General features: G+C 58.0%; 20 protein-coding genes, 1 tRNA gene and 3 pseudogenes. 12 read left to right on the top strand and 12 right to left on the bottom strand.

The features are described 5' to 3' along the window. Together AKU94_RS19425 and AKU94_RS18615 are read right to left on the bottom strand one after the other, a co-directional pair. Positions 1 to 680: pseudogene (locus AKU94_RS19425) on the bottom strand (transposase); the annotation flags it as partial. Positions 681 to 1086: 406 nt separating this feature from the next. After that, positions 1087 to 1161 (bottom strand) — tRNA-Gln (locus AKU94_RS18615). A gap of 136 nt (positions 1162 to 1297) precedes the next feature. Here AKU94_RS18615 and AKU94_RS18610 point away from each other — a divergent pair. After that, positions 1298 to 2473 carry a BaiN/RdsA family NAD(P)/FAD-dependent oxidoreductase gene (locus AKU94_RS18610; RefSeq protein ID WP_050528720.1) on the top strand — a complete coding sequence of 392 codons (1176 nt, stop codon included), beginning with the start codon at positions 1298 to 1300 and terminating at the stop codon, positions 2471 to 2473. Positions 2474 to 3163: 690 nt separating this feature from the next. Here AKU94_RS18610 and AKU94_RS18600 read toward each other — a convergent pair. After that, positions 3164 to 3786 (bottom strand): annotated as a pseudogene (locus AKU94_RS18600) (helix-turn-helix domain-containing protein); the annotation flags it as partial. A gap of 204 nt (positions 3787 to 3990) precedes the next feature. On the opposite strand from AKU94_RS18600, the gene AKU94_RS18595 reads away from it, so the two are divergent. After that, complete coding sequence (locus tag AKU94_RS18595) at positions 3991 to 5748, top strand: SulP family inorganic anion transporter (RefSeq protein WP_232295813.1); 1758 nt, start codon at positions 3991 to 3993, stop codon at positions 5746 to 5748. Between the two features lie 56 nt (positions 5749 to 5804). Here AKU94_RS18595 and tsf read toward each other — a convergent pair whose 3' ends face one another. After that, positions 5805 to 6701, bottom strand: a complete 897-nt coding sequence (tsf, locus tag AKU94_RS18590; protein ID WP_050528717.1) for a translation elongation factor Ts — start codon at positions 6699 to 6701, stop codon at positions 5805 to 5807. Positions 6702 to 6774: 73 nt separating this feature from the next. Continuing rightward, positions 6775 to 7545, bottom strand: a complete 771-nt coding sequence (rpsB, locus tag AKU94_RS18585; RefSeq protein ID WP_050528716.1) for a 30S ribosomal protein S2 — start codon at positions 7543 to 7545, stop codon at positions 6775 to 6777. 248 nt (positions 7546 to 7793) lie between these two features. On the opposite strand from rpsB, the gene AKU94_RS18580 reads away from it, so the two are divergent. From AKU94_RS18580 to AKU94_RS18570, 3 genes are all read left to right on the top strand, one after another. Then, positions 7794 to 8687 carry a PfkB family carbohydrate kinase gene (locus AKU94_RS18580; RefSeq protein WP_050528715.1) on the top strand — a complete coding sequence of 298 codons (894 nt, stop codon included), beginning with the start codon at positions 7794 to 7796 and terminating at the stop codon, positions 8685 to 8687. Continuing rightward, on the top strand, positions 8684 to 9610 hold the full coding sequence (locus AKU94_RS18575) for a pseudouridine-5'-phosphate glycosidase (protein WP_050528714.1): 927 nt from the start codon (positions 8684 to 8686) through the stop codon (positions 9608 to 9610). The genes AKU94_RS18580 and AKU94_RS18575 overlap by 4 nt, the downstream gene beginning before the upstream one ends. 68 nt (positions 9611 to 9678) lie before the next feature. Continuing rightward, positions 9679 to 10467 (top strand): DUF502 domain-containing protein, encoded by a 789-nt coding sequence (locus tag AKU94_RS18570; protein WP_050528713.1) that lies wholly within the window; start codon positions 9679 to 9681, stop codon positions 10465 to 10467. 3 nt (positions 10468 to 10470) lie between these two features. Here AKU94_RS18570 and AKU94_RS18565 read toward each other — a convergent pair whose 3' ends face one another. From AKU94_RS18565 to AKU94_RS18555, 3 genes are read right to left on the bottom strand one after another with little or no spacing between them, the layout of a single operon-like run. Continuing rightward, positions 10471 to 11508: a patatin-like phospholipase family protein gene (locus AKU94_RS18565; RefSeq protein ID WP_050528712.1), complete on the bottom strand. Its 1038-nt coding sequence runs from the start codon at positions 11506 to 11508 to the stop codon at positions 10471 to 10473. Next, positions 11505 to 11822 carry a pentapeptide repeat-containing protein gene (locus tag AKU94_RS18560; RefSeq protein WP_050528711.1) on the bottom strand — a complete coding sequence of 106 codons (318 nt, stop codon included), beginning with the start codon at positions 11820 to 11822 and terminating at the stop codon, positions 11505 to 11507. Before AKU94_RS18560 ends, AKU94_RS18565 begins: the two co-directional genes overlap by 4 nt. Beyond that, entirely contained in the window at positions 11819 to 12592 is a 774-nt protein-coding gene (locus tag AKU94_RS18555) for a 3-hydroxybutyrate dehydrogenase (RefSeq protein WP_050528710.1), read from the bottom strand. Before AKU94_RS18555 ends, AKU94_RS18560 begins: the two co-directional genes overlap by 4 nt. Positions 12593 to 12882: 290 nt before the next feature. On the opposite strand from AKU94_RS18555, the gene AKU94_RS18550 reads away from it, so the two are divergent. The 4 genes from AKU94_RS18550 to AKU94_RS18540 all read left to right on the top strand — a co-directional run bounded on the left by AKU94_RS18550 (position 12883) and on the right by AKU94_RS18540 (position 16894). Then, positions 12883 to 14697 carry an extracellular solute-binding protein gene (locus tag AKU94_RS18550; protein ID WP_157056612.1) on the top strand — a complete coding sequence of 605 codons (1815 nt, stop codon included), beginning with the start codon at positions 12883 to 12885 and terminating at the stop codon, positions 14695 to 14697. Between the two features lie 34 nt (positions 14698 to 14731). Beyond that, complete coding sequence (locus AKU94_RS19855; protein ID WP_157056611.1) at positions 14732 to 14866, top strand: entericidin EcnA/B family protein; 135 nt, start codon at positions 14732 to 14734, stop codon at positions 14864 to 14866. Between the two features lie 96 nt (positions 14867 to 14962). Continuing rightward, complete coding sequence (locus AKU94_RS18545; RefSeq protein WP_050528709.1) at positions 14963 to 15607, top strand: DsbA family oxidoreductase; 645 nt, start codon at positions 14963 to 14965, stop codon at positions 15605 to 15607. 78 nt (positions 15608 to 15685) lie between these two features. Then, positions 15686 to 16894: a multidrug effflux MFS transporter gene (locus AKU94_RS18540; protein WP_050528708.1), complete on the top strand. Its 1209-nt coding sequence runs from the start codon at positions 15686 to 15688 to the stop codon at positions 16892 to 16894. On the opposite strand, the gene mfd is transcribed toward AKU94_RS18540, so the two are convergent. Both mfd and AKU94_RS18530 read right to left on the bottom strand, forming a co-directional pair. Next, positions 16895 to 20335, bottom strand: coding sequence for a transcription-repair coupling factor (gene mfd, locus AKU94_RS18535; RefSeq protein ID WP_050528707.1), 3441 nt, complete (start codon positions 20333 to 20335; stop codon positions 16895 to 16897). Positions 20336 to 20340: 5 nt separating this feature from the next. Beyond that, the gene (locus tag AKU94_RS18530) at positions 20341 to 20871 is read right to left on the bottom strand and encodes a hypothetical protein (protein WP_050528759.1); all 531 of its coding nucleotides are present in this window, start codon (positions 20869 to 20871) and stop codon (positions 20341 to 20343) included. A 154-nt stretch (positions 20872 to 21025) separates the two neighbouring features. Here AKU94_RS18530 and hemB point away from each other — a divergent pair, with 154 nt between their 5' ends. Then, positions 21026 to 22030 (top strand): porphobilinogen synthase, encoded by a 1005-nt coding sequence (gene hemB / locus AKU94_RS18525; protein ID WP_050528706.1) that lies wholly within the window; start codon positions 21026 to 21028, stop codon positions 22028 to 22030. A gap of 120 nt (positions 22031 to 22150) precedes the next feature. Then, the gene (locus AKU94_RS18520; protein WP_050528705.1) at positions 22151 to 22705 is read left to right on the top strand and encodes a lipid-binding SYLF domain-containing protein; all 555 of its coding nucleotides are present in this window, start codon (positions 22151 to 22153) and stop codon (positions 22703 to 22705) included. A 46-nt stretch (positions 22706 to 22751) separates the two neighbouring features. Here the strand turns inward: AKU94_RS18520 and AKU94_RS18515 are convergent. Continuing rightward, positions 22752 to 23569: pseudogene (locus tag AKU94_RS18515) on the bottom strand (NAD(P)-dependent oxidoreductase). A gap of 126 nt (positions 23570 to 23695) precedes the next feature. Here AKU94_RS18515 and AKU94_RS18510 point away from each other — a divergent pair. Then, positions 23696 to 26155, top strand: a complete 2460-nt coding sequence (locus AKU94_RS18510) for a penicillin acylase family protein (RefSeq protein WP_050528704.1) — start codon at positions 23696 to 23698, stop codon at positions 26153 to 26155. Positions 26156 to 26158: 3 nt separating this feature from the next. Here AKU94_RS18510 and AKU94_RS18505 read toward each other — a convergent pair whose 3' ends face one another. Beyond that, positions 26159 to 26827, bottom strand: coding sequence for an HAD family hydrolase (locus AKU94_RS18505; RefSeq protein ID WP_050528758.1), 669 nt, complete (start codon positions 26825 to 26827; stop codon positions 26159 to 26161). Between the last annotated feature and the right edge of the window lie 37 nt (positions 26828 to 26864).

The following is a 26864-nucleotide window of genomic DNA, read 5'->3' as shown; positions in this document are numbered from 1 at the left end:
TTCAATGTCCTGATCGAACGCCCATCTGCGAGCTGATCAGCCATGAAATCCATCGACCATGTCTCATTGGGTCTGTCAGGCACAGCCAATGGCTCGGGTTTATCACGCTTCAGACGCTTCTTTGGCTTGATCCGCAGGTTCAGCTCCAGTTCACAGTAGATCCGGTAAACGCGTTTGTGGTTCCAGCCATAGCCTTGGACGTTGCGCAGATACAAAAAACATAGGCCAAAGCCCAGGTTCGCTTATTCTCGGTCAACCGTTCCAGCCAAGCGGCGATCTCCTCGTTCTCGTCGCTCAGGATTGGGCGTACCGGTAGCACGTCTCGCTGATCTCAAACGCACGGCAAGCCAACGCAATGCTGACCCCGTTCTGCGCGACCGCATTCATGGCCATCTCCCGCCTTCGAGATGGCTTCAGCGCTTTTTTCCAAGGGCTTCCTTCAGCAAGTCGTTTTGCATGCTCATTTCGGCATACATGCGCTTCAGGCGGCGGTTCTCCTCCGCCATATCCTTCATCTCTGAAATCAATGACGCATCCATGCCGCCGAACTTCGCCCGCCATTTATAAAAACTTGCGCTGCTCATTCCATGCTCCCGGCAAAGCTCAGAAACCGGAACACCGCCCTCCGCTTGCTTCAACACCGCCATGATCTGCGCGTCGCTGTATCGTCCATTCTTCATCGTAAATCTCCTCAGATATCTTGCCGAGAAAATTCTACTTTTGAACACCACTATTTTAGGGGGGATTACCTGTCGAGTGGCGGCTTTGGGCCGTGAGTGACGCACTGAAGAGAAACTTAGCGATCTATGTGGTGTGGAAACTGCCCTGCAGGCTCAATTGGTTACCTGAATGGCTCAGGGCGATAGAGGTCTGTGTGATTGTCGTAAGGCTGCGCAATTTACGCTGAGCGCGCGGTAGCTTGAATTCAGAACGTGTAAATTTTAGCATTTCACGTCAATACGGCAGAAACTCAACAATTAATAAAAGAGAATGTCCATTCTGGCCCCAGACCCAGTCTTGCCCGGTCAAGGGTCCAAGTTGGACCGGTTAAGTTCCAATTTTGACCGAACATCACAAACAGAAATTTGGCTGGGGCGGTAGGATTCGAACCTACGGTACACGGTACCAAAAACCGATGCCTTACCACTTGGCCACGCCCCAACTGTGCAGCGTATTTAGCGAAGCATTTCACAAGCCGCAAGAGGCATTTGCCAAAAAATGCGCTTCTTTTTCAATGTCGTTGTTTAGGGTAAAATTGAAAGGTTGCAGAGGTGAAGTGCACGGCATAACAGACCCCATGAAGTTTGATATCGCAATCATCGGGGCAGGGGCGGCAGGCATGTTTTGCGCAGCCGAGGCGGCGCGGCGTGGGAAGCGCGTCGTGTTGATTGAGGGCAGCGCATCCCCCGGCGAAAAAATCAGGATCTCTGGCGGTGGACGCTGTAACTTTACGAATCTCGGCATTGCTCAGGACCGTTACCTATCGCAAAATCCGCGTTTTGCGCTTTCGGCGCTGAAGCGGTTTACCCAATGGGATTTTATTGCGCGCGTCGATGCCGCTGGAATTGCCTGGCATGAGAAAACTCTGGGGCAGCTGTTTTGCGACGGGCCGGCGACGCAGATCATTACCATGCTGACCAAAGACCTTGAAGATAACGGCGTAGAGCTCTGGCTTAAAACACAAATCCATGAAGTCACCAAAACCGGAAATGGATTTGCCCTGACCAGTTCACGCGGACCGATCGCGGCTGAAAACCTCGTCGTGGCCTGTGGCGGCAAGTCTATTCCCAAAATGGGGGCAAGCGGGTTCGGCTATAAAATCGCAGAGCAATTCGGCCTGCCGATTGTGGAAACCCGGCCCGGTCTGGTGCCGCTTACCTTTGCCGAGCAGGATCTGGCTGCTCTTAAATCTTTGGCCGGGGTTGCGGTTGACGGCTCTGCAGCCACCGGGCAAACCCATTTTGACGAAGCGCTTCTGTTCACCCATCGCGGGCTCTCCGGGCCAGCGATCCTTCAGATATCAAGCTATTGGCGTGAAGGTCAGATGATTTCCATCAATCTGACCGGGCAGAGTGATCTGGCAGCCCAATTGCAAAAGATGCGCGGGCAGGCCGGTCGGATCGCGCTTCGTACCGCGCTCAAACAATTCCTGCCCGAACGCCTTGCACGCCATATCGAGGACATGAGCGGCGTTACCGGCAATTTGGCTGATCAGTCCAACGCAACTTTGGAAAAAGTTTCCAACCTTGTGCAGGACTGGCAGCTGCGACCTGTGGGCACAGAAGGCTACCGCACGGCAGAGGTTACCCTTGGCGGTGTGGATACCGACGCGCTGAATGCACGAACCATGGAGGCCAAGTCGGTTCCAGGACTATACTTCATTGGCGAGGTTGTGGATGTAACCGGTTGGTTGGGCGGGTATAATTTTCAATGGGCCTGGTCTTCTGGCTGGGCCGCAGGACAAGCTTTATAATCCTGTGGCGAAGCGGATCATGTATAACACTCGCCGCAAAAGGTGTATTGGCGAGGCCATCTTTGGCATAATGACATAGCGACTATGACACTCACGTGCCTCTCATGGGGATCCATGCCTCTCGGCCACATCACTTCCCTGACCCAGAAGATCGTCTTCGAGTAGCCTCGCAGTGGCGGAACTGACGGTAACCCTATCAAACTTCTTGGCGTTTGGTTCATACATACGCCCGTCGTCAGGGTCATCGTGACGCCGTTCGATGCGACATTCACATGCAGCCAAATCTCTGTCTTCCGGCTTCAACTGCCGCGCCTCGCCCTGGCGGATTCCGCAGGTGTTAAGCAAGGGCACGTTCGCCCAATTTCGTTGTGCGACCGCATCGCCTGGCCAAACGGATTTTGGGCCTCCGGTAACCACGAATACCGCAAACATAAGCGATATCTGCCGCTTGCGCGGCCATCGCCTCAGATGAAGCCCCGCGAGACCTTCGGGATAGGGCGTACTGCTGTTGGTTGAAGACCCCCCGTGGAATCGTACAACAACAAAGAAGTAAGGGTATAAGTCGACAAGTCTACCGAGCCCCCCTTGTAAATACCATTCAGGAACGTCACTGGGTTTGCAAGGCAGGAATGTCACCAAGGGGCGCGACATGGGCAAGGCTTAGCAGCCCGCAGGCTTCAGGTTGATAAGGCTTGCGCATAAAATCTCAACGTTCAACGCGTTCAGAGCGCGCCCAAATCGGGTCATGCGCGCACCGCCTTCGGCATCTTCCTTCGCCACACGGAACACCGTGTGTTTGTCGGAATAGAAGGCGACGGGACGACCTTGTTGGCGCAGATAACTTTCCAGAGCCTCGAAATGGCTGAACGTGCTCTCGGATTTGACGAACCTCAGCTCCATCGATAAAGACGAGCAGGGTGCCGGGTGGGCCGCGATCTTCAAATCATCGATGATCTGAGCCATCAATCTGGATCAGCCCACCAATACATTCCCGGCGCAATCCGGGCTGGGGAAACTGGCGGCGCTGCGTACGAGAAAGCCAGATACCATCCTCGGCCATCCATTTGCGCAGCGTCTCGCGGGCAAACCTTGGAGCCGTGATGTTCGACCAACATCTCAGCGGGCAATGTCGGGCCAAAATCCGGATACTGTTCCTTGATGAGGTTCAGCGCATAGTCACGCTTGGCTAAGTGGATTTGGTTGTTCGGCGTGCGACCGCGTGACTTGTGCCGGACCGCTGCCGCGCCATCCTGGCGATACCGCTTTAACAGTCGCAATATCTGCCGACGCGTCAGATCCAACATGTTCGCCGCATTTCGTTTTGCGAGGAGAGTGACACTTGTGATGTGCTCATGGGTGACGTTATCGCTTCGTGCGTACATAGTCTAACCGCATAATCTATGTTATGTAATAAATATCCAAAGAGCAACCTTGTGACGGGGAATATATTCAAAACTTGAAATACGTTTCCTATACTGTAAAGAAGCAATACGATTTCTGTAGCAAAAGGCCGTATAGTGCAACGTTACTTTCCTATCCTTGACTGGATCAAAACCTACTCACGAGAAACCCTGACCAGCGATCTTGTCGCGGCTGTCATTGTTACGATCATGCTGATCCCGCAATCTTTGGCCTACGCGTTGCTTGCGGGTTTGCCGCCTGAGGTCGGGCTTTATGCCTCTATCTTGCCGCTCGTGGTCTATGCCGCCTTTGGCACATCGCGGACTTTGGCGGTTGGACCGGTGGCCGTGGCGTCCCTGATGACCGCGGCCGCTGTGGGCAAACTGGCCGCGCAAGGCACGCCGGAATATTACGGTGCTGCAATCGCGCTGGCGTTCATCTCTGGGCTGATGCTTTTAGGAATGGGACTGCTGCGGCTGGGATTCATCGCAAATTTCCTGAGCCATCCGGTGATTTCAGGTTTTGTGACGGCATCGGGGATTATCATTGCTGCCGGTCAGATCCCGCATCTTTTGGGCATCTCGGCCAAGGGAGAGACCTTGCCGGAACTTCTGCACGCGATCTGGAAAAATCTGGGCGATATCAATGTCTTTACGATGGTTCTTGGCGGCTCTGCCGTTGCATTTCTGTTCTGGTCACGGACGCGGCTCAAGGGCTTTTTGCTGTCGCGCAACGTACCCGCTGGCCTTGCCACAGTACTGACGCGGGCAGCCCCCGTGGCAGCGGTGGCGGTAACCACATTGGTCACCGCATTTTTCGCACTAGAGGCCCGCGGCGTTGCCATTGTCGGCACTGTGCCGAAAGGCCTGCCCACGCCCAGCATGCCACCGCTGGACCTAGCGCTTTGGACCCAGATAGCTGTTCCCGCCCTGCTCATCGCTATTGTGGGTTATGTTGAGACGATATCCGTCGCGCAGACCCTTGCCGCGAAACGACGCCAGCGTATTGACCCTGACCAAGAGCTTGTCGCCCTGGGCGCCTGTAACATCGGATCGGCCTTTGCCGGCGGGTTTCCCGTCACGGGTGGCTTTTCACGATCGGTTGTGAACTTTGATGCGGGGGCGCAAACGCCCGCGGCAGGGGCCTATACGGCCGTGGGGATGGCGCTGGCAACCGTCTTCCTGACGCCAGCGCTGTTCTTTCTGCCCAAGGCCACGCTGGCGGCAACCATCATTCTTGCGGTTTTGACATTGGTCGATCTGGGGGCCATTCGCCGCACCTTTGTCTATAGCCGCGCCGATGGGGTCGCGATGGGGGCAACCATCCTTGTCACCTTGGGAATGGGGGTCGAATCCGGTATTCTGGCGGGGGTGGCGCTATCGCTATTCTTGCACCTTTATCGCACCTCGCGCCCCCATGTCGCCATTGTCGGCCAAGTGCCGGGCACCGAACATTTCCGCAATGTCGAGCGGCATGATGTGATCACCACCCCTGATGTCCTGACCATACGGGTGGATGAAAGCCTCTATTTCCCCAATGCGCGCTTTCTTGAGGATTTCGTTCAGGACCGGATTGCCGAAAACAAGGCCATACGCCATCTTGTCCTGATGTTTCCTGCGGTGAATGCGGTGGATAGCTCAGCCTTGGAAAGCCTAGAGGCGATTCTGGAAATGCTGAAAGATTCGGGGGTATCCCTCCATCTGTCAGAGGTGAAAGGCCCCGTGATGGACCGCCTCCGCCGGAGCCACTTCCTTGATGCGCTGACGGGGCAAGTGTTCCTGACCCAATATGACGCGATGCTACATCTGGCCCCTGCCCTCACGGCCCAAACGCTTGCCGCCCCGCGTCGTGAGACAAGCCGCAACGGATGCTGACATAAAAAAGGCGGCCCGGAACAAACCGGACCGCCCCTCAAATCAGTCACAAGACCTTAGTTTGCCAGAGTTTTGGCAACCTCAGCTGCGAAATCTTCTTCTTTTTTCTCAATGCCTTCGCCAACGGCAACGCGTTTGAACGCGGTGATCTCAACACCGGCGTCCTTGGCGGCTTGGCCAACTGTGATGTCAGGGTTCATGACAAACTTCTGACCCAGCAGTGTGTTTTCTTCCAGAAATTTCTTCATCCGGCCGGGGATGATGTTATTCTCGATCACGGCGGCAGGCTTTGGTTTGGCCGCGGCTTCATTCTCTTCCAGGGCTTTTTGCGTCTGGACAGTGCGCTCGCGCTCTACCAATTCGGCGTCAAGATCAGCCTCGGACAAAGCCAGCGGTGCGGTGGCGGCAATATGCATCGCAAATTGCTTGGCGATCCCGTTGTCGGTGCCTTTCACGGCAACCAGAACACCGATTTTGCCCATGCCATCAGCAGCAGCGTTATGGACATATGAGGCAACCGTATCACCTTCAACAACTTCCATCCGGCGCAAAGACAGCTTTTCACCGATCACGGCCACAGCCGAGGTGATGCTGTCATCAACCGTTTTTCCGCCCATGTCAGCAGCAGCCAGCTCTGTCACATTGGAGGTTTTGAGTGCTGTCGCAGTGATGTTTGACACCAGCTTTTGGAAATCGGCATTTTTAGCAACGAAGTCGGTTTCGGAGTTTACTTCTACAGCAACACCTTTGCCACCTTCAACAGCCACGCCAACAAGGCCTTCAGCCGCGATACGATCAGCTTTCTTGGCGGCCTTGGCCAAACCTTTGGTTCGCAGCCAGTCGATCGCTGCTTCCATATTGCCGTCGTTTTCGGTCAACGCTTTTTTCGCGTCCATCATGCCTGCGCCGGACTGTTCGCGCAGTTCTTTCACCATTTGTGCGGTGATCGCCATCGTGGCTCTCCTCATATCATGCGAATATCCCGGCGAGACTTATCCCCGCCGGGTAACAATAAGACGACAGGCCTTAAGCCTCGGAAGGTGCCTCTGCCAAGGCTTCTTCCTCAGGGGCTTCTTCCAAAGCACCAAGGTCGATACCAGCAGCGCCCATCTGTGCGGACATGCCGTCAAGAGCCGCGCGCGACACCAGATCGCAATAAAGCGAGATTGCGCGGGCAGCGTCGTCATTGCCCGGGATCACATAGTCAACACCCTTGGGCGAGCAGTTGGTATCAACCACGGCCACAACCGGAATACCCAATTTGTTGGCTTCCAGAATGGCAAGGTCTTCTTTGCCAACATCGATGATGAAGATCAGATCGGGAATGCCGCCCATTTCACGGATACCGCCAAGCGATGCCTGCAATTTGGTCTGCTCGCGCTCCATGTTGAGGCGCTCTTTCTTGGTCAGCCCTTCGGCGCCATTGGCCATCAGCTCGTCATATTGCTTGAGGCGCTGGATCGACTGGGAAACGGTTTTCCAGTTGGTCAGCGTGCCACCAAGCCAGCGGTGGTTCATGTAGAACTGCGCGGATTTCTCGGCAGCTTCTGCCACGGCTTTTTGGGCCTGACGCTTGGTGCCGACGAACAGAACGCGACCGCCTTTTGCAACTGTGTCACGCACAGCTTTCAACGCCTGATCCAGCATCGGAACAGTTTGCGTCAGGTCGAGAATGTGAATGCCGTTACGGTCGCCGTAGATGTATTCACCCATCTTCGGGTTCCAACGTGCGGTCTGGTGACCGTAGTGAACGCCAGCTTCCAACAGCTGACGCATGGTGAACTCAGGAAGAGCCATGCCGTTATCCTTTTCCGGTTTAATCCTCAGCAGGGCCGTCTTTAGAACGGATGTTCCAACCGGCGGACGTCTCGGGATTTCTCCCCGATCGGCCCAAGCCCCACTTGTGAAGTGTGCAGCCCATACCCTGCCCCAAAGGTGATTGCAAGGGCTGCATCCAGATATCCCGCATTTTCCGGTGGATCGACGCAGCGCGCCGTGACCAATTGGGCTTGCGCCGATGCCGTGCCTGGGCGAATACTGTTACCATGGCAAGACCTGAAATCCTTTGTATCGGCTCCGTCCTATGGGATGTGATCGGCCGCTCGGCCGCCGCGATGCGGCTTGGCTCTGACGTGCCCGGTCGCATCACGCGGCTGCCCGGTGGCGTGGCGCTTAACATCGCCATGACATTGCGCCGCTTTGGTGTGGTGCCTGCGCTTTTATCATCGGTTGGCCGCGACCCCGAGGGAGAGGAGCTGATCGCGCGCTGCACCCGACTGGGGCTTGTCACCAATCATATCTACCGCTCTGCCGATTTGCCGACCGATGTCTATATGGCGGTTGAGGGGGCAAACGGGCTGATCGCCGCCATCGCCGATGCCCATTCCCTTGAGGCCGCCGGCGACAAGATCCTGCGCCCGCTGGCCAATGGTCGGCTGGGGGATGCAGACACCCCCTATGCCGGTATGATCGCGCTGGATGGCAATCTGACCGAATCCCTGTTGTCGCAAATCGCCGCCTCGCCACTGTTCGCCGCCGCCGATCTGCGCGTGGCCGCTGCCAGCCCCGGCAAGGCCGAACGCCTTTTGCCCCTGCTGAACCACCCTCGCGCCACCCTCTATGTTAACCTAGAAGAAGCCGGGATTTTGGCCAAAGACAGCTTCGCCAGCGCCGCCGATGCAGCCGAAGGGTTAATCGCGCGCGGGGCCGCACGGGTGCTTGTCACCGACGGCGGCAACCCCTGTGCCGAAGGAACCAACGGCGCCGGCGTAATAACCGCACAACCGCCGCAGGTCATGGTCACCCGCATCACCGGCGCAGGCGACACCTTTATGGCAGCACATATCGTCGCCAGCCGCAAATCCATCCCAAGGCAAGACGCGCTTGACCGCGCCATCAAAGCCGCAGCCGACTATGTCTCAGGAGAAATCGGATCATGAAAAACGCCCCCCTTACTTTCCTTCCCGAAGTTGCCGATGCGCTGGCAGCAGGCAAGCCCGTCGTGGCGCTTGAAAGCACCATCATCACCCATGGCATGCCTTGGCCCCAAAACATGGAAATGGCGCAAACGGTCGAACAGGACATCCGCGACGGTGGTGCGGTTCCGGCCACCATCGCGGTGATGGGCGGGCGCATCCATATCGGCCTCTCACCCGAGACGCTGACCGAGCTGGCGCAAACCCCAAACGCGCGCAAACTCTCACGCGCTGATATCGCGGCCTGCATTGTGTCGGGCGATACGGGGGCAACCACAGTGGCCGCCACCATGATCGCGGCAGAGCTGGCGGGGATCGCCGTCTTTGCCACCGGCGGCATCGGGGGCGTGCACCGCGGGGCGGAAACCTCTTTCGATATTTCGGCCGATCTGGCGGAATTGTCGCAAACCGCAGTGACGGTCGTCGCGGCGGGCGCCAAGGCCATCCTGGATATTCCCAAAACGCTTGAGGTGCTGGAAACCAACGGCGTGCCGGTCATCGCATATGGTCAATCCGAATTTCCGGCCTTTTGGGCGCAGCACTCGGGGATTGTCGCCCCCCTGCGCTTTGACAGCGCCGCTGAAATCGCCGCCGCCCATCTGATGCGCGCGCACCTTGGGCTGATGGGCGGGCAGCTTGTCGCCAACCCGATCCCCGCAGCCGATGAGATCCCCCTGCCCGAGATCATGCCCGTCATCGAACAGGCGCTGACCGAAGCCGCCGCCCAAGGCGTGGCCGCAAAATCCGTCACGCCGTTTTTGCTCGACCGGATCTTTACGCTGACGGGGGGGCGCTCTCTGACCGCAAACATCGCGCTGGTGCGCAATAACGCGCGTCTTGGCGCCGAAATCGCGGTGGAAATTTCCAAAGCACAGACAAAGGCATAGCTTGACACGCTTGCCCATTGTAACCCGCCCTGCCCGCCCCTAAGTTGCGCCCGTCCAGAGGGTAGAGAATGAACGAGCAAAACAGCACACCACCAAAGAAACGCGGGTTGATCGGCGGCTTGCGTGCCAGCTTCCTGACCGGTCTGGTTGTGGTCCTGCCGATTGGTCTGACACTCTATCTGATCTGGACGGTGACGGGCTGGATCGACGGCTTTGTGCTGCCTTTCATTCCCGAGAGGTTCCAGCCCTCCGAATGGTTCGGCTATTGGTTCTGCCCCTCGCCGAACGAGTCTGCGGGTGGTGTTCGCTGGTTCTGGGCATCCGACCCCGAGAAACCGCCATTCTTTTGCAAGGACAACGGGATCAACCTGCGCGGGACCGGCGTCATTATCTTCCTGATTTTCACGATCTTGATGGGTTGGATCGCGCGCGGGTTGATCGGGCGCTCTTTCCTGCACTGGGCTGAACGTCTGGTTGATCGCACCCCGGTTGTGCGCAGCATCTATAGCGGGATCAAACAGATCGCCGAAACCGTTTTTGCCCAGACCGACCAGAATTTCGAAAAGGCCTGCCTTGTCGAATACCCCAAAGAGGGAATCTGGGCGATCGGCTTCATCTCAACCAAAGCCAAGGGAGAGATCGCCGCGCGGTTCCCCGAGCATGAAGAGATGCTCTCGGTGTTTCTGCCAACCACCCCCAACCCGACATCCGGATTCTTGCTCTTTGTGCCCAGCACCGACGTGCGCATGCTGGACATGAAGATAGAGGATGCGGCCAAACTGATCATCTCAGCCGGGCTGGTGTACCCGAACGGCAAAGACAAGGACGGGGTGCCCGTCACGCAACCCGCCCCCTGAACGCTAATCGAGCAATGCAGTCGGGTCCACCGTTCCGCGCTTGCCGATATCGGCGCCGTCCTTGACCAGAAACGCATCCGCAGCCACGCGCCCGGCGGCTTTTAACCGTGCCAGAACCGAGGGGGTCGGCAGCAGCTTGCTGCTTGCGCTAAGGGTGTTCATCAAGGCGTCATCCGCAATCAGATGCAAGGCAACATCCTTCATATCACCGGGCTTGACCGCACCCGTTGTCAGCAGGCGTTTGACAAAGGCAATCGCGCGCAAGTCCCGTAACAAGGGCGCGTTAAAGCTGATCTCATTGATCCGGTTTTGTATTTCCAACGGCGTTTCGGGAATGGCGACACGGTAAAGCGGATTGATCGCCACGATGATAAGGTCTTTTGGCAATGCCTTGTCGTACAATGGAAAAAGTGCGGGGTTGCCCGAATACCCACCATCCCACCATGCCTCCAGTTCACCGGTAATCGGATCGGGGGCTTCAACCGCTTGAAATGCTGTGGGCAAACAGGCCGAGGCCATAAGCGCCTCGGGGGTGATCTTTGGCCCGGAGAACAGCCCGATTTTCCCGTCCCGCACATTGGTTGCATTGACGAACAAACGCGGGCCTTCATCACAACACACCGAACCATAGTCGAAGCTGGCAACAACAGGGGCCAAAGGGTTTTTCCAGGCACCCCCCATTGCATAGGGTGAAAACAACTGCGCGGCGATCCCTTGGGGGGATGTCTTGAAGGCCGATTCCCATACGTCAGTCAGCGCCGCGGCAAAGGGCAAAGCGGGCTGCATCCACGCACTCATGCGCATATCCCCCACCTGCCCGACCGCCCCCCACAACGCATCCAGCGCCGCCTTGGCCCCGTCGCGCCCGCCGCGCACCAGCCCCGACTTCAGCGCCGCACCATTCAGCGCCCCTGCCGAAGTGCCCGAGATCGCGGCGATCTCCAGCCGTTCCTCTTCTAACAACCGGTCCAATACGCCCCAGGTAAAAGCCCCATGCGCGCCGCCACCTTGCAGCGCCAGATTGATCGGAACCGACTTCATTTGGCGTTCCCATGCGCGATCATCTCTGAGACCAGAACCCCGTCAATCGTCATTCCGGCCATATCAATATTCTCCATCTTCACATCCCGCATGTTTGCATTGCCAAATTCCGCGCCCGACAGGTTCACGTCCTGCACCCTAACACCCTCAAGGTTAACATTTGTAAACGTCGCCCGCGCCATATTGGCATCGTCAAACTGCGCATCTGTCAAAATGGACTCTCGAAAGCTGGCTTTTGAAAGGTCTACACGGAGAAAAGAGGACCCGAGCAGGCTCCGGTCCTTAAACTCCAACGGCCCGATGCCATCGGTCATAGGGCGGTCCAGCCGCCATCAACCGAGATTGTGGTGCCGGTGATCTGATCCGCCGCGGGGGAGCACAGGAATGTCACCGTGCCGCCGATCTGCTCGGTTGTCGCGAACTGGCGCGAAGGTTGACGTTCCAACATCACCTCTTTGATCACGGTCTCACGGTCCATGTTGTGAGTTTTCATCTGGTCGGGGATCTGTGCCTCAACCAAAGGGGTCAGCACATAGCCGGGGCAAACCGCATTGCTGGTAATCCCTTGACCTGCACATTCCAGCGCCGTCACCTTCGTCAGCCCGACAACCCCGTGCTTGGCCGCAACATAGGCCGATTTAAACGGGCTCGCCGTCAGCCCATGTGCCGAGGCGATATTGACCACCCGGCCCCAGCCTTTGGCACGCATCAACGGTAGCGCCGCCGCGGTGGTGTGAAAGGCCGACGACATGTTGATCGCGATAATCGCATCCCATTTCTCGGTCGGGAATTCCTCAATCCCCGCGACAAACTGGATACCGGCATTATTCACCAGAATATCGCAGGCCCCCGCAGCCTCGACCAGCGCGCGGCATTCATCGCCCTTGGACATGTCGGCCTTGATATAGCGCACATCGACGCCATGCTCGGCTGCCATTTCGGCAGCCAGAGCATGATCCTCATCCCGGTCGGTAAAAGAGTTGATGACCACACTGGCCCCAGCGCGCGCCAGCTCATGTGCGACGCCAAGCCCGATCCCTGAATTTGATCCGGTCACGATTGCGGTTTTGCCTTTGAGCGTCATCCAAGCCTCCTGATTGCTGCGTTTGCACAATCAATACACCCTCGGCCGCCAAAAGGAACGCCCTTGCGCAAAGGATAAGCTCACTTCATTGCGATCAAAACAAAAAAAACGCCAGCACAAGGCTGGCGTTAAGTTATTGAGGCAGGTTTCATACAGGCAAGAAACCTATCGAGCAGTGCCTACTTTATACGCGTTAACTTATCGGGGGCCAAGCAAAAAGTTTGAAAACCCCGACAACCACCCGTAGTGTCTGAGCCAGTAAACCAAAGGGAAACGGGATTGTTGCCGGAATGAAATATCAGATTTTCAAGAAACTGCGCAATGCAACCGCAGCCTTTTGCCTTTGCACAGCAGCGATTCCCGCCCTTGCAGCACCCGAACATGGCATAGCTATGTATGGCACCCCTGCCCTTCCACCTGATTTTGTGTCCCTCCCCTATGCGAACCCGGATGCACCGGCAGGCGGACGCATTGTTTTTGGCGAATCGGGCAGCTTTGATTCCCTCAACCCCTTCATCCTAAAGGGCCGCGCCCCTTGGGGGCAGGCAGGCCTGACGGTCGAAACCCTGTTGGGCCGTTCCTATGATGAACCCTTCACGCTTTATGGGCTTTTGGCCGAATCAGTCGACACCGATGAGGCCCGCAGTTTCGTCGAATTCACCCTGCGCGCGCAGGCGCGGTTCAGCGATGGCAGCCCGGTCACGGTTGCAGATGTCCTCTGGTCATTTGAAACCTTGGGGACCATCGGCCACCCCCGCTATATCAACGCTTGGCAAAAGATCGAAACCGTCGAGATCACCGGCCCGCGCAGCATCCGTTTTACCTTTAATGAGGCGGATCGCGAATTGCCGCTGATCCTTGGCCTGCGCCCGATCTTGCAAAAGGTCCAATGGGCGGAAAAGGATTTCGCAGCCTCTACGCTGGAGGCACCGATTGGCTCTGGTCCCTATACGGTTGGGGGATATGAAACGGGTCGTTTTATCTCTTTTGTCAAAAATCCGGATTGGTGGGGCAAGGACCTGAATTTCAACAAGGGGCGCCATAACCTTGACGAGGTTCGCTATGATTTCTTTGGTGATGGCGGCGTGGTGTTTGAGGCCTTCAAGGCAGGGGAGATCACCAGCTACCGCGAGACCAATGCCGCAAAATGGGCGCAGCAATATGACTTTCCGGCCGTGACCGCGGGAGAGATCGTCAAATCCGAGATCCCCCACGCGCGCCCCTCAGGCATTGACGGGTTTGTGATGAACACCCGCCGCCCGCAGTTCACCGACTGGCGTGTGCGCGAGGCCTTGATCCTTGCCTTCAACTTTGAACAGATCAACACCACCATCACCGGCGGCACCGCCCCGCGTATTCAATCCTATTTCCACAATTCGGTTCTGGGAATGGAACCTGGCGCGCCCGCCAGCGGTCCGGTGTTGGCGCTGCTGGGGCCCTATGCCGCCAACCTGCCCCCCGGCACGATCGAAGGCTATGCCCTGCCCGTCTCGGACGGCGGCACCAACCGCAAGAACATCCGCGCAGCAAAAAAGCTTCTGGAGGAGGCCGGCTGGCGCGCAAATGAAGCAGGTGTTTTGGTGAATTCCCAAGGATCGCCCTTCACCTTTGATATCTTGCTGACCAATGGGGCCGCAGAAAAGATCACCATCGCCAATATGTATATCGAAGCGCTCAAGCCGCTGGGGATCAACGCCACGCTGACAACCGTCGACAGCGCCCAAATGACAGAGCGCACCAGCGCTTATGACTTTGATATGACCCATATGATCCGCAATATGTCGCTGTCACCGGGGAATGAGCAGACCTATTATTGGGGCTCGGCCGGGGTGACCGTACCGGGCAGCCGCAACCTGATGGGCATGCATTCCCCTGCGGCCGAGGCTATGATCACAACCCTGCTCAACGCGACCAGCCAAGAAGAATTTATCGCAGCAACAAGAGCGCTTGACAGGGTGTTAACCGCCGGGCGCTATGTCATCCCTTTCTGGTATTCGGAAATTTCACGTCTGGCCCATATCAAGGAATTGAAATTTCCCGAAAGATTGCCAGTTTATGGCGACTGGCCGGGTTTTCAGCCCGATGTTTGGTGGTATGAGGAATAAAGCCCGCATAAGCGGCCAAATTGAGTGAGAGCAGATGAAGCACATGATGATCCAGCTACGCCCCCTTGTTTTGATGGCACTGCTTGCAACCCTTGCGGCATGTGGCACGATTGACGGAATCGGACGCGATATTTCGGGTGCATCCAACCGCGTGTCGGATATGCTTTAGGGGCAAACTGTTCCCTTTTTCGCATATCCCTTTGGCCAAGACCCGCCCGCTGCGGGTATTGGTCTGTAGAACCATCCCCAGTGCATTGGACCCGCAATGATCCGCCTTGATATCTTTTCCGACCCGATCTGCCCTTGGTGCCTGATCGGCAAATCCTATCTCGACAAGGCATTGGAAAGCCGCCCCAACCATCCCTTCATCATCGAATGGCACCCCTTTCAGTTAAATCCCGAAATGCCCGCGGGCGGGATGGACCGGCGGGACTATCTGGAAACCAAATTCGGCGGCAAACAACAAGCGGTTGAGGTTTATGCCCGCATCGCCGAGGCCGCCGAAGACGCAGGCATCGCGATTGATTTTGCCGCCATCATGCGCACCCCCAACACGATGGACGCCCACCGCCTGATCCATTGGGCGGGGTTGGAAGGACGTCAGGCCGCGGCCGTGGCCAGCCTCTTTCGCGCTTATTTCAAAGAGGGGCGCGATATTGGCGACCGCAACGTGCTGGTTGAGATTGCCACTTCGATCGGGATGAATGCCGAAGGGACCATGCGGCTTTTGGAAAGTGATGCAGACCGCGATGACCTGATGGCCCGCGATATGGACGCCCGCCAAAAAGGGCTGACCGGTGTGCCTGCTTTTCTGGTCGCACAACAATACGTGATGTCAGGCGCACAGCCCGTTGAAACCTGGCAACAGGTAATTGATGAGCTGGCCGCCCAGCTGACACAAGAAGGCTAGACGCAGGGCTTGCCTTTCCGTCCTTGCCTGCATTACGGCAGGGTGTGAACGGAATATTCAAGAGCAAAGGCCCACCTCATGAATCCATCGACCAAACCCATTGGGCAACCCGAATTTATTGCGATGATCGCAATGCTCACGGCGACTGTCGCCTTTGCTATCGACAGCATGCTGCCCGCCCTGCCCACCATCGCGGCAGAGCTTTCGCCCAATTCCCCCAATAACGCGCAGCTTATCCTGACCAGCTTTCTGCTCGGGATGGGTTTGGGCACCTTTTTCGTTGGCCCCTTGTCAGATAGCTACGGGCGCCGCCAGATCATCGTTTTGGGCACATTGCTTTATTGTGTCGGCGCGGTGGCGGCCTATTTCGCCCCGACGCTAGAGATGATGCTGCTGGCGCGTGTGTTGCAGGGCCTGGGCGCTGCGGGGCCGCGTGTGGTTTCGCTCGCGCTTGTCCGCGACCTTTACAAAGGGCGCCAGATGGCACGGGTCGTCAGCTATGCAATGATGGTGTTTTCACTGGTTCCCGCCGTGGCGCCACTGGCCGCAAGCGGGATTATCTCGGTCTTTGGCTGGCGCGCGATCTTTGCGACATTCATCCTGTTTTCGCTGGCCTCAATGTCCTGGCTGCTGATCCGTCAGCCCGAGACCCTGCCGGTCGAAAGCCGCCGCCCGTTCCGCGTAAAACCGATCATGGCTGCGCTGCGCGAGGTGCTCTCTTATCGTACGATCCTGATTTCCATCGCTGCACAGGCCCTGATTATTGGTGCACTTTTCGGCACGCTCTCTTCGGCGCAATCCATTTTTGAGACGACCTTTGATCGCGGGGCGAGCTTTCCTGTGTGGTTCGCGCTGGTTGCTGTTTGTGCCGGTTGTGCCAGCCCGACCAACGCAATGTTGGTCGAACGGCTGGGCATGCGCTACATGATCACACGCACACTGATCCTGCAGATAGTCATGTCGGGCAGTATGCTTTTGCTGACAATCGCCGGGGTATTGTCACAGGGTCTGGCCTTTCCGGCATTCGTCATCTGGATGATCGGCGTCTTTGCCATGGCGGGGCTGACCTTGGGCAACTTGAACGCGCTGGCCATGGAATCCGTGGGCCATATCGCAGGCATGGCCGCCTCGGTCAGCGGTGCGATTGCAACCATCATGGCCGTGATTTTGGCGGTTCCTGTCGGGCTTGCCTTCAACGGCACATATTTGCCCTTGGTCAGCGGTGTGGGCGTCATGGCCGTAGTGGCGCTGGCGCTGATGCTCATGATGCCGCAAGATAAATCCTGATCAGGTTTTCTTCTTTAGGTCCAACAACTTCTCGGCCAAAGCTTTGGCAATTCCGAAGGCGCCCTTGATCCGGTCGCCTTCGGTTTTCCAATCCTGCACCAGCACCAGCTTGTTCCCAGAAACCCGCGCGCCCGCTTGGGTTTTGATGAAATCCACCAGCCCCGCCGGATTGGCAAATTTATCGTTGTGAAACTGCACCGTGGCCCCTTTGGGCCCCGCATCCAGCCGCCCGATCCCTGCGCGTTTGCACATCGCCTTGATCCGCACCACCAGCATCAGGGTGTTCACCTCCTTTGGCAAAGGCCCGAAACGGTCGATCAACTCGGCGGCGAAACCCTCAAGCTCTACCTTGGTGGTCAATCCAGACAGCCGACGATAAAGCCCAAGACGCAGGTCGAGGTCAGGCACATAAGCCTCTGGTATCAAGACAGGAACCCCAAGATTGATATTCGGCGCCCACTGATCATCCACCTCGGCCAACCCCGAGATTTCACCCGAGCGCAGCTTGGCAATGGTTTCCTCTAGCATGGATTGGTAAAGCTCATAGCCGACCTCTTTGATATGGCCGGATTGTTCCTCACCCAAAAGATTACCTGCGCCGCGCAAGTCAAGGTCATGGCTGGCCAAGTTGAAACCGGCGCCAAGGCTGTCAAGGCTGCCCAACAACCGCAACCGCTTCATCGCCTGCGGGGTCAAAGGCACGCGTGGCTTGGTCGTCAAATAGCAATAGGCCCGTGTTTTCGCACGCCCCACACGGCCGCGGATTTGGTAAAGCTGGCTTAGGCCAAACATATCGGCGCGGTGGATGATCATCGTATTCGCGGTTGGGATATCCAGACCTGACTCCACGATTGAGGTGGCGACCAGAACATCATGTTTTCCATCGTAAAAATCATTCATCCGCTGATCGAGGTCACCCGCGGCCAACTGCCCATGCGCCACCAGATAATTCACTTCGGGCACATGGTTTTTCAGGAAATCCTCAACGAAAGGCAAATCCGAAATCCGCGGCACCACAAAGAATGACTGCCCCCCGCGATACCGTTCGCGCAAAAGCGCCTCACGGATGGTGACCGTATCAAATTCGCTCACATAGGTGCGGATGGCCAAGCGGTCCACCGGCGGCGTGGCGATAATGGAAAGGTCGCGCACCCCCGTCAGGGACAGCTGCAAGGTCCGCGGGATCGGCGTGGCCGTCAGCGTCAGCACATGTACGTCTGATCGCATCTCTTTCAGGCGCTCCTTATGGCTGACGCCGAAATGTTGTTCCTCATCAATCACCAACAGACCGAGGTTCTTGAATTTGATCGCCTTGGCCAGAACCGCATGGGTGCCAACGACAATATCGACCGAGCCATCCGAAATCCCTGCCCGCGTGCCGCTGGCCTCTTTTGCGCTAACAAAGCGCGACAAAGGTTTGACATTGATCGGAAAACCGCGAAAACGTTCGGCAAAGCTGCGGTAATGTTGGCGCGCCAAAAGCGTTGTCGGCGCGATCACCGCCACCTGCATCCCCGACATGGCCGCAACAAAGGCCCCCCGCATCGCAACCTCGGTTTTGCCAAAGCCGACATCGCCCACGACCAGACGGTCCATCGGGCTGCCTGCCTCAAGATCCGAGATCACATCGGCAATGGCCGCCAGCTGATCCTCGGTCTCGGTATAGGGAAAGCGTGCGGCAAAGGCCTCCCACATGCTGTGCGGCGCCTCCAGAACCGGGGCTTTGCGCAGGTGCCGTTCGGCGGCAATCCGCATCAACCGTTCGGCGATCTCACGGATGCGCGCCTTGAGCTTAGCCTTTTTGGCCTGCCAGGCACCGCCGCCAAGCCGGTCCAAAAGCCCCTCGTCATGGCCATAACGGCTAAGCAATTCGATGTTTTCAACAGGCAAATAAAGCTTGGCATTCTCGGCATATTCAATGCTCAGGCATTCATGCGGCGCACCAAGGGCCGTGATCATCTCCAGCCCGTGATAGCGCCCGACGCCATGCTCCACATGCACCACCAGATCCCCCGGTGACAATGTTTCGACATTGCGCAAGAAGTTATCGGCCTTGCGCTTGCGTTTGGGCTTGCCGACAAGCCGGTCCCCCAAGACGTCCTGTTCCGAAATCACGGCCAGCCCCGGCGCGGTAAATCCTGCCTCCAGCGGCCAGACCATCAGATAAAGACCGGTCTGTCCGGTGACTGCGCGAAAATCGGAAACCTCGACCGCGCCTTCAATCCCCTGATCGGCGATCAAGCCTCGCAGCCGTTCCCGCGCACCCTCGGACCAGCTGGCGATCACGACATTTCCGTCTTTGCGTAATGTCTTAACATGATCCGCAAATGCACTGAAAAGGCTTATGTTTTCCTGTTGACGCTCAGGTGCGAAACTGCGCCCGATGCGTCCGCCCGCATCCAGCACACCCGGCCCCGGCGATTGTGCCAAAGGCGACAGCTGGATCACCCGCCGCCCGTCAACCGCCTGCGCCCAAGCCGCCTCATCCAGATAGAGCAACCCAGGTGCTACGGGTTTATAGACCGTATCAAGCCGCCCCTTGGCGCGCATCGCCTCCATCCGCGCATCATATTGATCGTCGATCCCCTCCCAACGCGACTGCCGCACCGCGGGCACTTGATCGTCCAGCATCACCGATGCCCCGGGCAGATAGTCGAATACCGTTTCCATCGCCGCATGGAAAAACGGCAGCCAATGCTCCATCCCCTGATGTTTGCGCCCCGCGCTCACCGCCTCATAGAGCGGATCGTCGGAACCGCCTGCGCCGAACTCTACGCGGTAATTCTGACGAAAACGTGCAATCGCCGCCTCGTCAAGGATCACCTCGGAGACGGGCGCGAATTCCACCGATGTCAGCTTTTCCGTGGTGCGCTGGGTCTGCGGATCAAACCGCCGCGCCCCATCGAGCACGTCGCCAAACAGATCAAGCCGCACCGGCCCGCCGGGCCCCGGTGGATAAATATCGATGATACCGCCGCGAATCGCATAATCGCCCGGCTCGGCCACCGTCGGGCTGGGCGTGAAGCCCATGCGCGTCAGAAAATTACGCAGCTGTTCCTCATTCAGTCGATGACCGACCGTGGCGGCAAAGGATGCCTCGCGCAAAACCTCACGCGCGGGCAGGCGCTGCATCGCGGCGCTCAGCGTGGTCAGCAGGACAAATGCCCCCGGCACGCCTTGCGCCAGTGCCGCCAAAGTCGCCATCCGCCGGGAGATAATATCAGGATTGGGAGAGACCCGATCGTAGGGCAGGCAATCCCATGCGGGCAGCTCCAACACCACCACATCTGGGGCCATGACCGCCAGCGCGTTGCGCATCGCCTCAAGCCGTTTGTCATCGCGGGCAACATGGATAACCGACGCACCGCGCGCCAATTCCTTTGCCACCAGCTTTGCATCGAAACCTTCGGGCGCACCGCCCAATGTGATATGATCTGTCATGGGGTTCAGTTTGCCCAACCGTTGAAAACTTGCATATTTTGCCACATACCCCAAAGCGATGTAATGAAAATAGACACCATTCCAATAGCTTGCACGACAATCCTGAGGTGGCTTAACCGACGGTACAGATCCTCGCCCTCGGGCTGTACGGTGGTGATATGGCGCGCGGCAGAAAGGCTGAGCGCACCCACGATCGTCATCGGGGCCAATAGCAAAAACACTGCCTGCGCAAATTGGACGCTATAGACAAACCCCAACACCGCAAGCGTTGTCAGGCAAAATGTGATGATCGCAATCAACCACATTCCTGATACCTGTGCGATAAACAAAAGCCGCCGTGTATTGATGCCGACAAGATCATGCAAATCCTGCGCGACCTGCCCACCATGTTTTCTGGCACGCGTAACCATATCGAACGGCACGCCCAAAACCCAATGGCTGGTCGTCGACCAAAGCACTGCCAAAGTGATCCAGAACCAGAGATTCGAGAATGACCGCAGGTCGATCAGTCCAAAAACCGTTTTATACCAATCCACTGTACCAACCTTCTTTGTCCCGATACCCTGCTTGCAATTGCGGTTGCAAAGGGGCTGCGTCATTCCTACCCTTGAGGTAGGTCCTTTTCCATGACAGTCAGAGAAAAAACCCGCAACCCCTTGCAATCGCATCACAGCAAGCAGGAGCCAGCCCATGCGCCCGACAATCGGTCAATATCCCGCAACCCGTTTCCGGCGCTTGCGCAAATCCGACGCCCTGCGGCGCCTGTCCCAGGAAAACGCGCTTTCGGTGAATGATCTGATCTGGCCGATTTTCGTGCGGGAGGGTGAAAATATATCGGAACCTGTGTCCTCGATGCCCGGTGTCTCGCGGCTCTCGGTTAATCTGGTTGTCAAAGCCGCCGAAGAGGCCGCCGAACTGGGCATCCCCGCAATCTGCATTTTCCCCTACACCGATCCCGACAAGCGCACCGAGGATTGCGCCGAAGCCTGGAACCCAGACAACATCGCCAACCGCGCGATCCGTGCCGTCAAGGCCGCTGTGCCGGAAATGGCGATCATGACGGATGTGGCCCTTGATCCCTATAACGCCAATGGGCACGACGGCTTTGTGCAAGACGGGATCATCGTCAATGATGAAACTGTCGAGGCGTTGGTGAAAATGACGCTGGCACAGGCCGATGCGGGTGCAGATATCATCGGTCCCTCGGATATGATGGACGGGCGGATCGGCGCAATGCGGTTGGCGCTGGAAATGTCGGGACATAAGGATGTGGCGATCCTGTCCTATGCTGCGAAATATGCATCGGCGTTTTATGGCCCGTTCCGCGATGCGGTGGGTGCGGGCAGCCGTTTGGTCGGCGATAAGAAAACCTATCAGATGAATCCCGCAAATGCCGATGAGGCAATGCGCCTGATTGAGCGCGACCTGACCGAGGGCGCGGATATGGTTATGGTCAAACCCGGATTGCCCTATCTCGACATCTGCCGCCGTGCCAAGGATACCTTTGGCGCGCCGACCTATGCCTATCAGGTGTCGGGCGAATATGCGATGATCATGGCCGCCGCCGAAAACGGCTGGATTGATGGCGAAAAGATCATGCTGGAAAGTTTGATGGCATTCCGCCGTGCCGGATGTGACGGAGTTTTGACCTATTTCGCCCCGCGCGTGGCCCGCATCTTGCAAGACAAGGCCTGACCCGCGCAATAAAATTCGGCAAAGAGATGACAGGGGTGCAAAAACGCGCTATCCTTTCGGCCAGTTATAATCAATTGGCGACCGGGGGGCCACCTCGGCGCAATACATGAGGCGATAAGCATGACAATTTTGAACAGACGGGTTTTCCTTGGGGCCTCTGCCTCTGCGCTTGCGCTTGGTGGCTGTGCGAATGGCGTTGGCGGAACGGGCGGCCCGCGGATGGACAGCCGCGTTGATGCCACGCGCGACTTTTTGTTCTCACGCTATCCCGGCACGCGCGATCTGGCGCAAAAAGCCTACGGCGTGCTTTACATGCCATTGATGACCGAGGCGGGCTTTGGCATCGGGGCGGCTTATGGCAAAGGTGCGTTGCGCATCAATGATGTGACGGTGGATTATTACTCGGCCACCCGCGCCACCATCGGCCTGCAGATCGGCGCGCAGCAATATGCCCACGCGCTGTTCTTTATGACCGAGGCCGCCTTGGGTGATTTCCGCCGTGCTTCCGGTTGGGCCGCAAGCGCCGATATCCGCTATGCCACCCCGAATGAGGGCGCAAGCATCGGCAAAGAGACCACCGAATATGCGCCGGTCATCGCCTTTGTCTTTGGCCAGTCCGGCCTTATCCTTGGGGCAACCCTTGCCGGCTCCAAGTACACACGTATTATTCCGTAAATCAAACGCCCCGGTTTTTTACTTTAAAAGCGGGGCGTTGCAGGCATTACTTAAGGCGCTTTATCAAGCTGGACGTATCCCAACGCCCGCCACCCATATTTTGCACATCCTTATAGAACTGATCGACCAGCGCCGTCACCGGCAGGCTTGCGCCGATCTCATTGGCGGTGGCAAGACAGATGCCTAAATCCTTGCGCATCCAATCGACCGCAAAACCGTGGGCAAAGTGATCCTCCAGCATGGTCTGTGACGGTTGACCATCTGCCATGATCCTGCGGCCCCGCCCGAGATCACCTCGACCACGGCCTCATTATCCATCCCCGCCTTTTGACCAAAGGCCAGCGCCTCTGACAATCCCTGCACCAGACCGGCGATGCAGATCTGGTTCATCATCTTGGCGATCTGCCCCGCGCCGCTATCGCCCAGCCGTTTGCAGATCTTGGCATAGGCCGAGATCACAAGCTCTGCCGCCGCATAATGCCCCTCGTCACCGCCGCACATCACCGAGAGCACGCCATTTTCCGCGCCCGCCTGCCCGCCGGAAACCGGTGCATCGACAAAGCCGATCCCCAGTTCCGCCGCTGCGGCATACATCTCGCGGGTGACCTGTGCCGATACGGTGGTATGATCGACAAAGATCGACCCCTTGAACATGCCCGAAAACGCGCCGTCCTCGCCAAGGCAAACACCGCGCAGATCATCATCATTGCCAACGCAAGCCATCACGAAATCCTGCCCCTCGGCTGCCTCACGCGGGGTCGCGGCCATGCGCCCGCCGTGTTTGGCCACCCACGCCTCGGCCTTGGCCGCCGTACGGTTATAGACCGTTACCTCATGCCCTTTGGCCAACAGATGCGCCGCCATCGGAGCCCCCATCACGCCCAAGCCCAAAAATGCCAGTTTTGCCATTGCCTCTTCCCTTCCAATTGCCTCGGTCGGCAAGATCGCATAGGTAGGCAGACAATCCAAGACATCAAGAAAAGACCGTATATGATTACTGCCTTTCGTTGGCTCAGCCGTACCCTTCTTGTGCTTTTGGGCCTTGCGGCTTTGACGCTGCTGATCGCCTATTTCTTCTTGTCCCGGTCCCTGCCTGATTATTCGGAAAACTTTGTGTCGGGCGGGGTCAGCGGCGAGGTGGAGATTGTGCGCAACAACGCCAATGTGCCGCATATTTTCGGGCAGTCCGACAGGGATGTCTATTTCGCGCTTGGCTTTGCCCATGCGCAGGACCGCTTGTGGCAGATGACGATGCTGCGCCGCACGGTTCAGGGGCGGCTGTCCGAGGTTTTTGGCGAACGCACCCTGAAGGTTGACGAGCTGATGCGCCGCTATGATCTTTATTCCCTCGCCTCGCAATCGGTTGCGGTGCAAAATGATGCAACCAAGGATGCACTGGCCGCCTATTCCAGCGGGGTGAATGCCTGGATCGGTGAGGTCAACCAAAAGGCGAGAGGCCGCGGCGCGCCGGAATTTTTCTTTTTTTCCAACCAGATCGCTGCATGGCAACCCAGTGACAGCATCGCCTTGATCAAGCTCATGGCCCTTCAGCTTTCGGGTCAACTGGAGGCAGAGGTCTTGCGCGCCCGCACCTCCATGCTTTTACCCGAGGCACGGCTGCAGGATATTCTGCCCGATGCGCCGGGGGCCGGGCTGACGGCCCTGCCCGATTATGCACGCCTGATGCCAAGCCCGCCGCCGGGCGGCTTTCCGGCACGTCTGGCCCAAGACCCGCTCTCTCCCTTTCCCGAGCGCGCCTTTGCCGGTGCCTCCAACGCATGGGCCGCGGCGCCTGAACGTTCTGCGGCGGGGGGGGCGCTTTTGGCCAATGATCCGCATCTGGGCTTTACCGCACCGACCCTGTGGTATCTGGCCCGGCTGGAACTGCAATCCGGCGGCGTGATCGGGGCGACGATTCCGGGCATTCCGGCCGTTCTTATCGGGCGCTCGGACGCGCTTGGCTGGGGGCTGACTTCAGCCTATCTGGACGATCAGGATGTGGTGATGGAACGCATCAACCCTGAGAATACCCAGCAATATGCCACTGCTGACGGCTGGCGCGATTTTGAAACCCGCCGTTCTATCATCAGGGTAAAGGACCGCGATCCGGTCACCATCACCCTGCGCTGGTCCGAGGCGGGGCCGGTCCTGCCCGGCAGCCATTACAACCTTGCCACCGTCACCCCCCCTGGCCATGTCGCGGCCCTGGCGTGGACCGCGCTTTCGGCGCAGGACACCTCGATAACGGCGGCAATGCAATTGATGCAGGCGCGCTCAATCCCCGAGGCGCTTGAGGCGGGGCGGCTTTATATCGCGCCGGCCCAGAACCTGATGCTGGCCGACCGTGACGGCATCGCCTTTCAGTTGATCGGGGCCGTGCCCGACCGCAGCCCCGACCATGCAACCCAAGGCCGGATGCCCAGCCTTGGCGACGATCCGGACAACCGCTGGAACGGGATGCAGGATTACGATGCAAACCTGCGCGTGCTCAAACCCGCCTCGGGGTTGCTTGGCAATACAAACAACAAGACCACCGACGCCGCCTTTCCCGATAACATCAGCTTTCATTGGGGCGATACCCACCGCATACAGCGCTGGCTGACCCTGATGAAAACCCGTGAGGTCCACACCCGCGAAAGCTTTATCGAGGCGCAGCTTGATACGGTTTCGCCCATCGCGCGAGCCATCTTGCCGCTGATCGGCGCAGAGCTTTGGTTCACCGGCACCCCTTCGCCCGAGGGCACGCCCGAACGGATGCGCGAGCGTGCGCTGCATCTGCTGGCCGAGTGGAACGGCGAGATGAACGAACATCTGCCCGAGCCGCTGATCTATGCCGCATGGCTGCGCGCTCTCCAGGAACGCCTGATCCGCGATGAGCTTGGTCCCTTGGCAAATGAATATACCCATCCCGATCCGGTGTTTATCGAGCGTGTGTTCCGCAATACCGACGGCGCCGAGAAATGGTGTGACATCCTGCAATCGGCGGCCATTGAAACCTGTGCCGATATTGCGCGGATATCATTGGATGAGGCGCTTTTGACCCTGTCGGAGCGTTACGGAAACAATATCGAGACATGGCGCTGGGGCGATGCCCATGAGGCCACGCATGATCATCCGGTTCTGGGCAATGTGCCGATGCTGCGCTATTTCGTGAACCTGCGCCAATCCACCAGCGGCGGGGACAGCACCTTGATGCGCGGGCTGACCTCGGGCAAGGATCCCGAGCCGTTCCAGAATGTGCATGGGGCGGGCTATCGCGGGGTCTATGATTTTGCCGATCCCGACAGCTCGGTGTTTATCCTGTCCACGGGACAATCGGGCCATCCGCTCTCACGCCATTATGATGATCTGGGGGTGTTGTGGCGGCGCGGTGAATATATTCCGATGTCGCTTGACCCCGAATTGGCGCGGGCGGCGGCGGTTGGCATCACCCATATCTCGCCGCGCTAACCCTCAGGCCGGTAACAGCCGGTCGATCAGGGCGGGCAAATCGTCATAATGGCCCAGCAGGGCATCGGGTTCCAACCGCGAAACACCCGCGCCTTCGGGGCCAAAGCCTACCAGCACAATCGGGACGCCCGCCGCCCGCGCCGTGTCGCGGTCAGTAATCGTATCGCCAATCAGCAAGGACCGCGCCGCGCTGCCCCCAACACGGGCCACGGTTTCAAAATAATGCTGCGGGTCGGGCTTGCGTACGGGCAGGGTATCGGCCCCCAAAAGCGCGCCGAACAGGCCCGAGATCCCAAGCTGGTCACAAAGCGACACGGCAAGACCTTCGGGCTTATTGGTGCAGATCGCGGTGGCAAACCCTGCCGCGCGCAAGGCATTCACCGCCTGCACCGCACCGGGGTAAAGCGTGGTATGAACCGCAATCGCACCGGCATAGGCCTCTAGCAACACGGGATATTGCGCATCTATCTGCACCTCGTCCCAGCCCAGCCCCAAACGTTCGGCCCCAAGCCGCAACATCGCCCGCCCGCCGCCAAAGGCCGTCAGCGCATCCTGTGCCACACCCAAAGGCCGACCCTGCCCGATGCCCTCAAAACAGGCATTGGCCGCCGCGATCAAATCGGCGCTGGTATCCGCCAACGTTCCATCCAGATCAAAAACCACCGTGCGCATAAATCCCCCATATGTCAGCACTGCAACAGCGCGTTAC

The organism is Pseudorhodobacter aquimaris, assembly GCF_001202025.1.
GTDB lineage: Bacteria > Pseudomonadota > Alphaproteobacteria > Rhodobacterales > Rhodobacteraceae > Pseudorhodobacter > Pseudorhodobacter aquimaris.
The sequence above is the reverse complement of the archived record's forward strand: the minus strand, read 5'-3'. Positions and strand labels throughout refer to the sequence as shown.

Excerpts from the sequence above, each read along its gene's own strand:
- AKU94_RS18555 (WP_050528710.1), bottom strand. The coding sequence starts at position 12,592 with ATGACGCTCAAAGGCAAAACCGCAATCGTGACCGGATCAAATTCAGGG.
- AKU94_RS18580 (WP_050528715.1), top strand. The coding sequence starts at position 7,794 with ATGGCAAGACCTGAAATCCTTTGTATCGGCTCCGTCCTATGGGATGTG.
- tsf (WP_050528717.1), bottom strand. The coding sequence starts at position 6,701 with ATGGCGATCACCGCACAAATGGTGAAAGAACTGCGCGAACAGTCCGGC.
- AKU94_RS18570 (WP_050528713.1), top strand. The coding sequence starts at position 9,679 with ATGAACGAGCAAAACAGCACACCACCAAAGAAACGCGGGTTGATCGGC.
- AKU94_RS18520 (WP_050528705.1), top strand. The coding sequence starts at position 22,151 with ATGACAATTTTGAACAGACGGGTTTTCCTTGGGGCCTCTGCCTCTGCG.
- AKU94_RS18565 (WP_050528712.1), bottom strand. The coding sequence starts at position 11,508 with ATGAAGTCGGTTCCGATCAATCTGGCGCTGCAAGGTGGCGGCGCGCAT.
- AKU94_RS18545 (WP_050528709.1), top strand. The coding sequence starts at position 14,963 with ATGATCCGCCTTGATATCTTTTCCGACCCGATCTGCCCTTGGTGCCTG.
- AKU94_RS18550 (WP_157056612.1), top strand. The coding sequence starts at position 12,883 with ATGAAATATCAGATTTTCAAGAAACTGCGCAATGCAACCGCAGCCTTT.
- AKU94_RS18505 (WP_050528758.1), bottom strand. The coding sequence starts at position 26,827 with ATGCGCACGGTGGTTTTTGATCTGGATGGAACGTTGGCGGATACCAGC.
- AKU94_RS19855 (WP_157056611.1), top strand. The coding sequence starts at position 14,732 with ATGAAGCACATGATGATCCAGCTACGCCCCCTTGTTTTGATGGCACTG.
- AKU94_RS18510 (WP_050528704.1), top strand. The coding sequence starts at position 23,696 with ATGATTACTGCCTTTCGTTGGCTCAGCCGTACCCTTCTTGTGCTTTTG.
- AKU94_RS18575 (WP_050528714.1), top strand. The coding sequence starts at position 8,684 with ATGAAAAACGCCCCCCTTACTTTCCTTCCCGAAGTTGCCGATGCGCTG.
- AKU94_RS18540 (WP_050528708.1), top strand. The coding sequence starts at position 15,686 with ATGAATCCATCGACCAAACCCATTGGGCAACCCGAATTTATTGCGATG.
- AKU94_RS18610 (WP_050528720.1), top strand. The coding sequence starts at position 1,298 with ATGAAGTTTGATATCGCAATCATCGGGGCAGGGGCGGCAGGCATGTTT.
- hemB (WP_050528706.1), top strand. The coding sequence starts at position 21,026 with ATGCGCCCGACAATCGGTCAATATCCCGCAACCCGTTTCCGGCGCTTG.
- rpsB (WP_050528716.1), bottom strand. The coding sequence starts at position 7,545 with ATGGCTCTTCCTGAGTTCACCATGCGTCAGCTGTTGGAAGCTGGCGTT.
- mfd (WP_050528707.1), bottom strand. The coding sequence starts at position 20,335 with ATGACAGATCATATCACATTGGGCGGTGCGCCCGAAGGTTTCGATGCA.
- AKU94_RS18560 (WP_050528711.1), bottom strand. The coding sequence starts at position 11,822 with ATGACCGATGGCATCGGGCCGTTGGAGTTTAAGGACCGGAGCCTGCTC.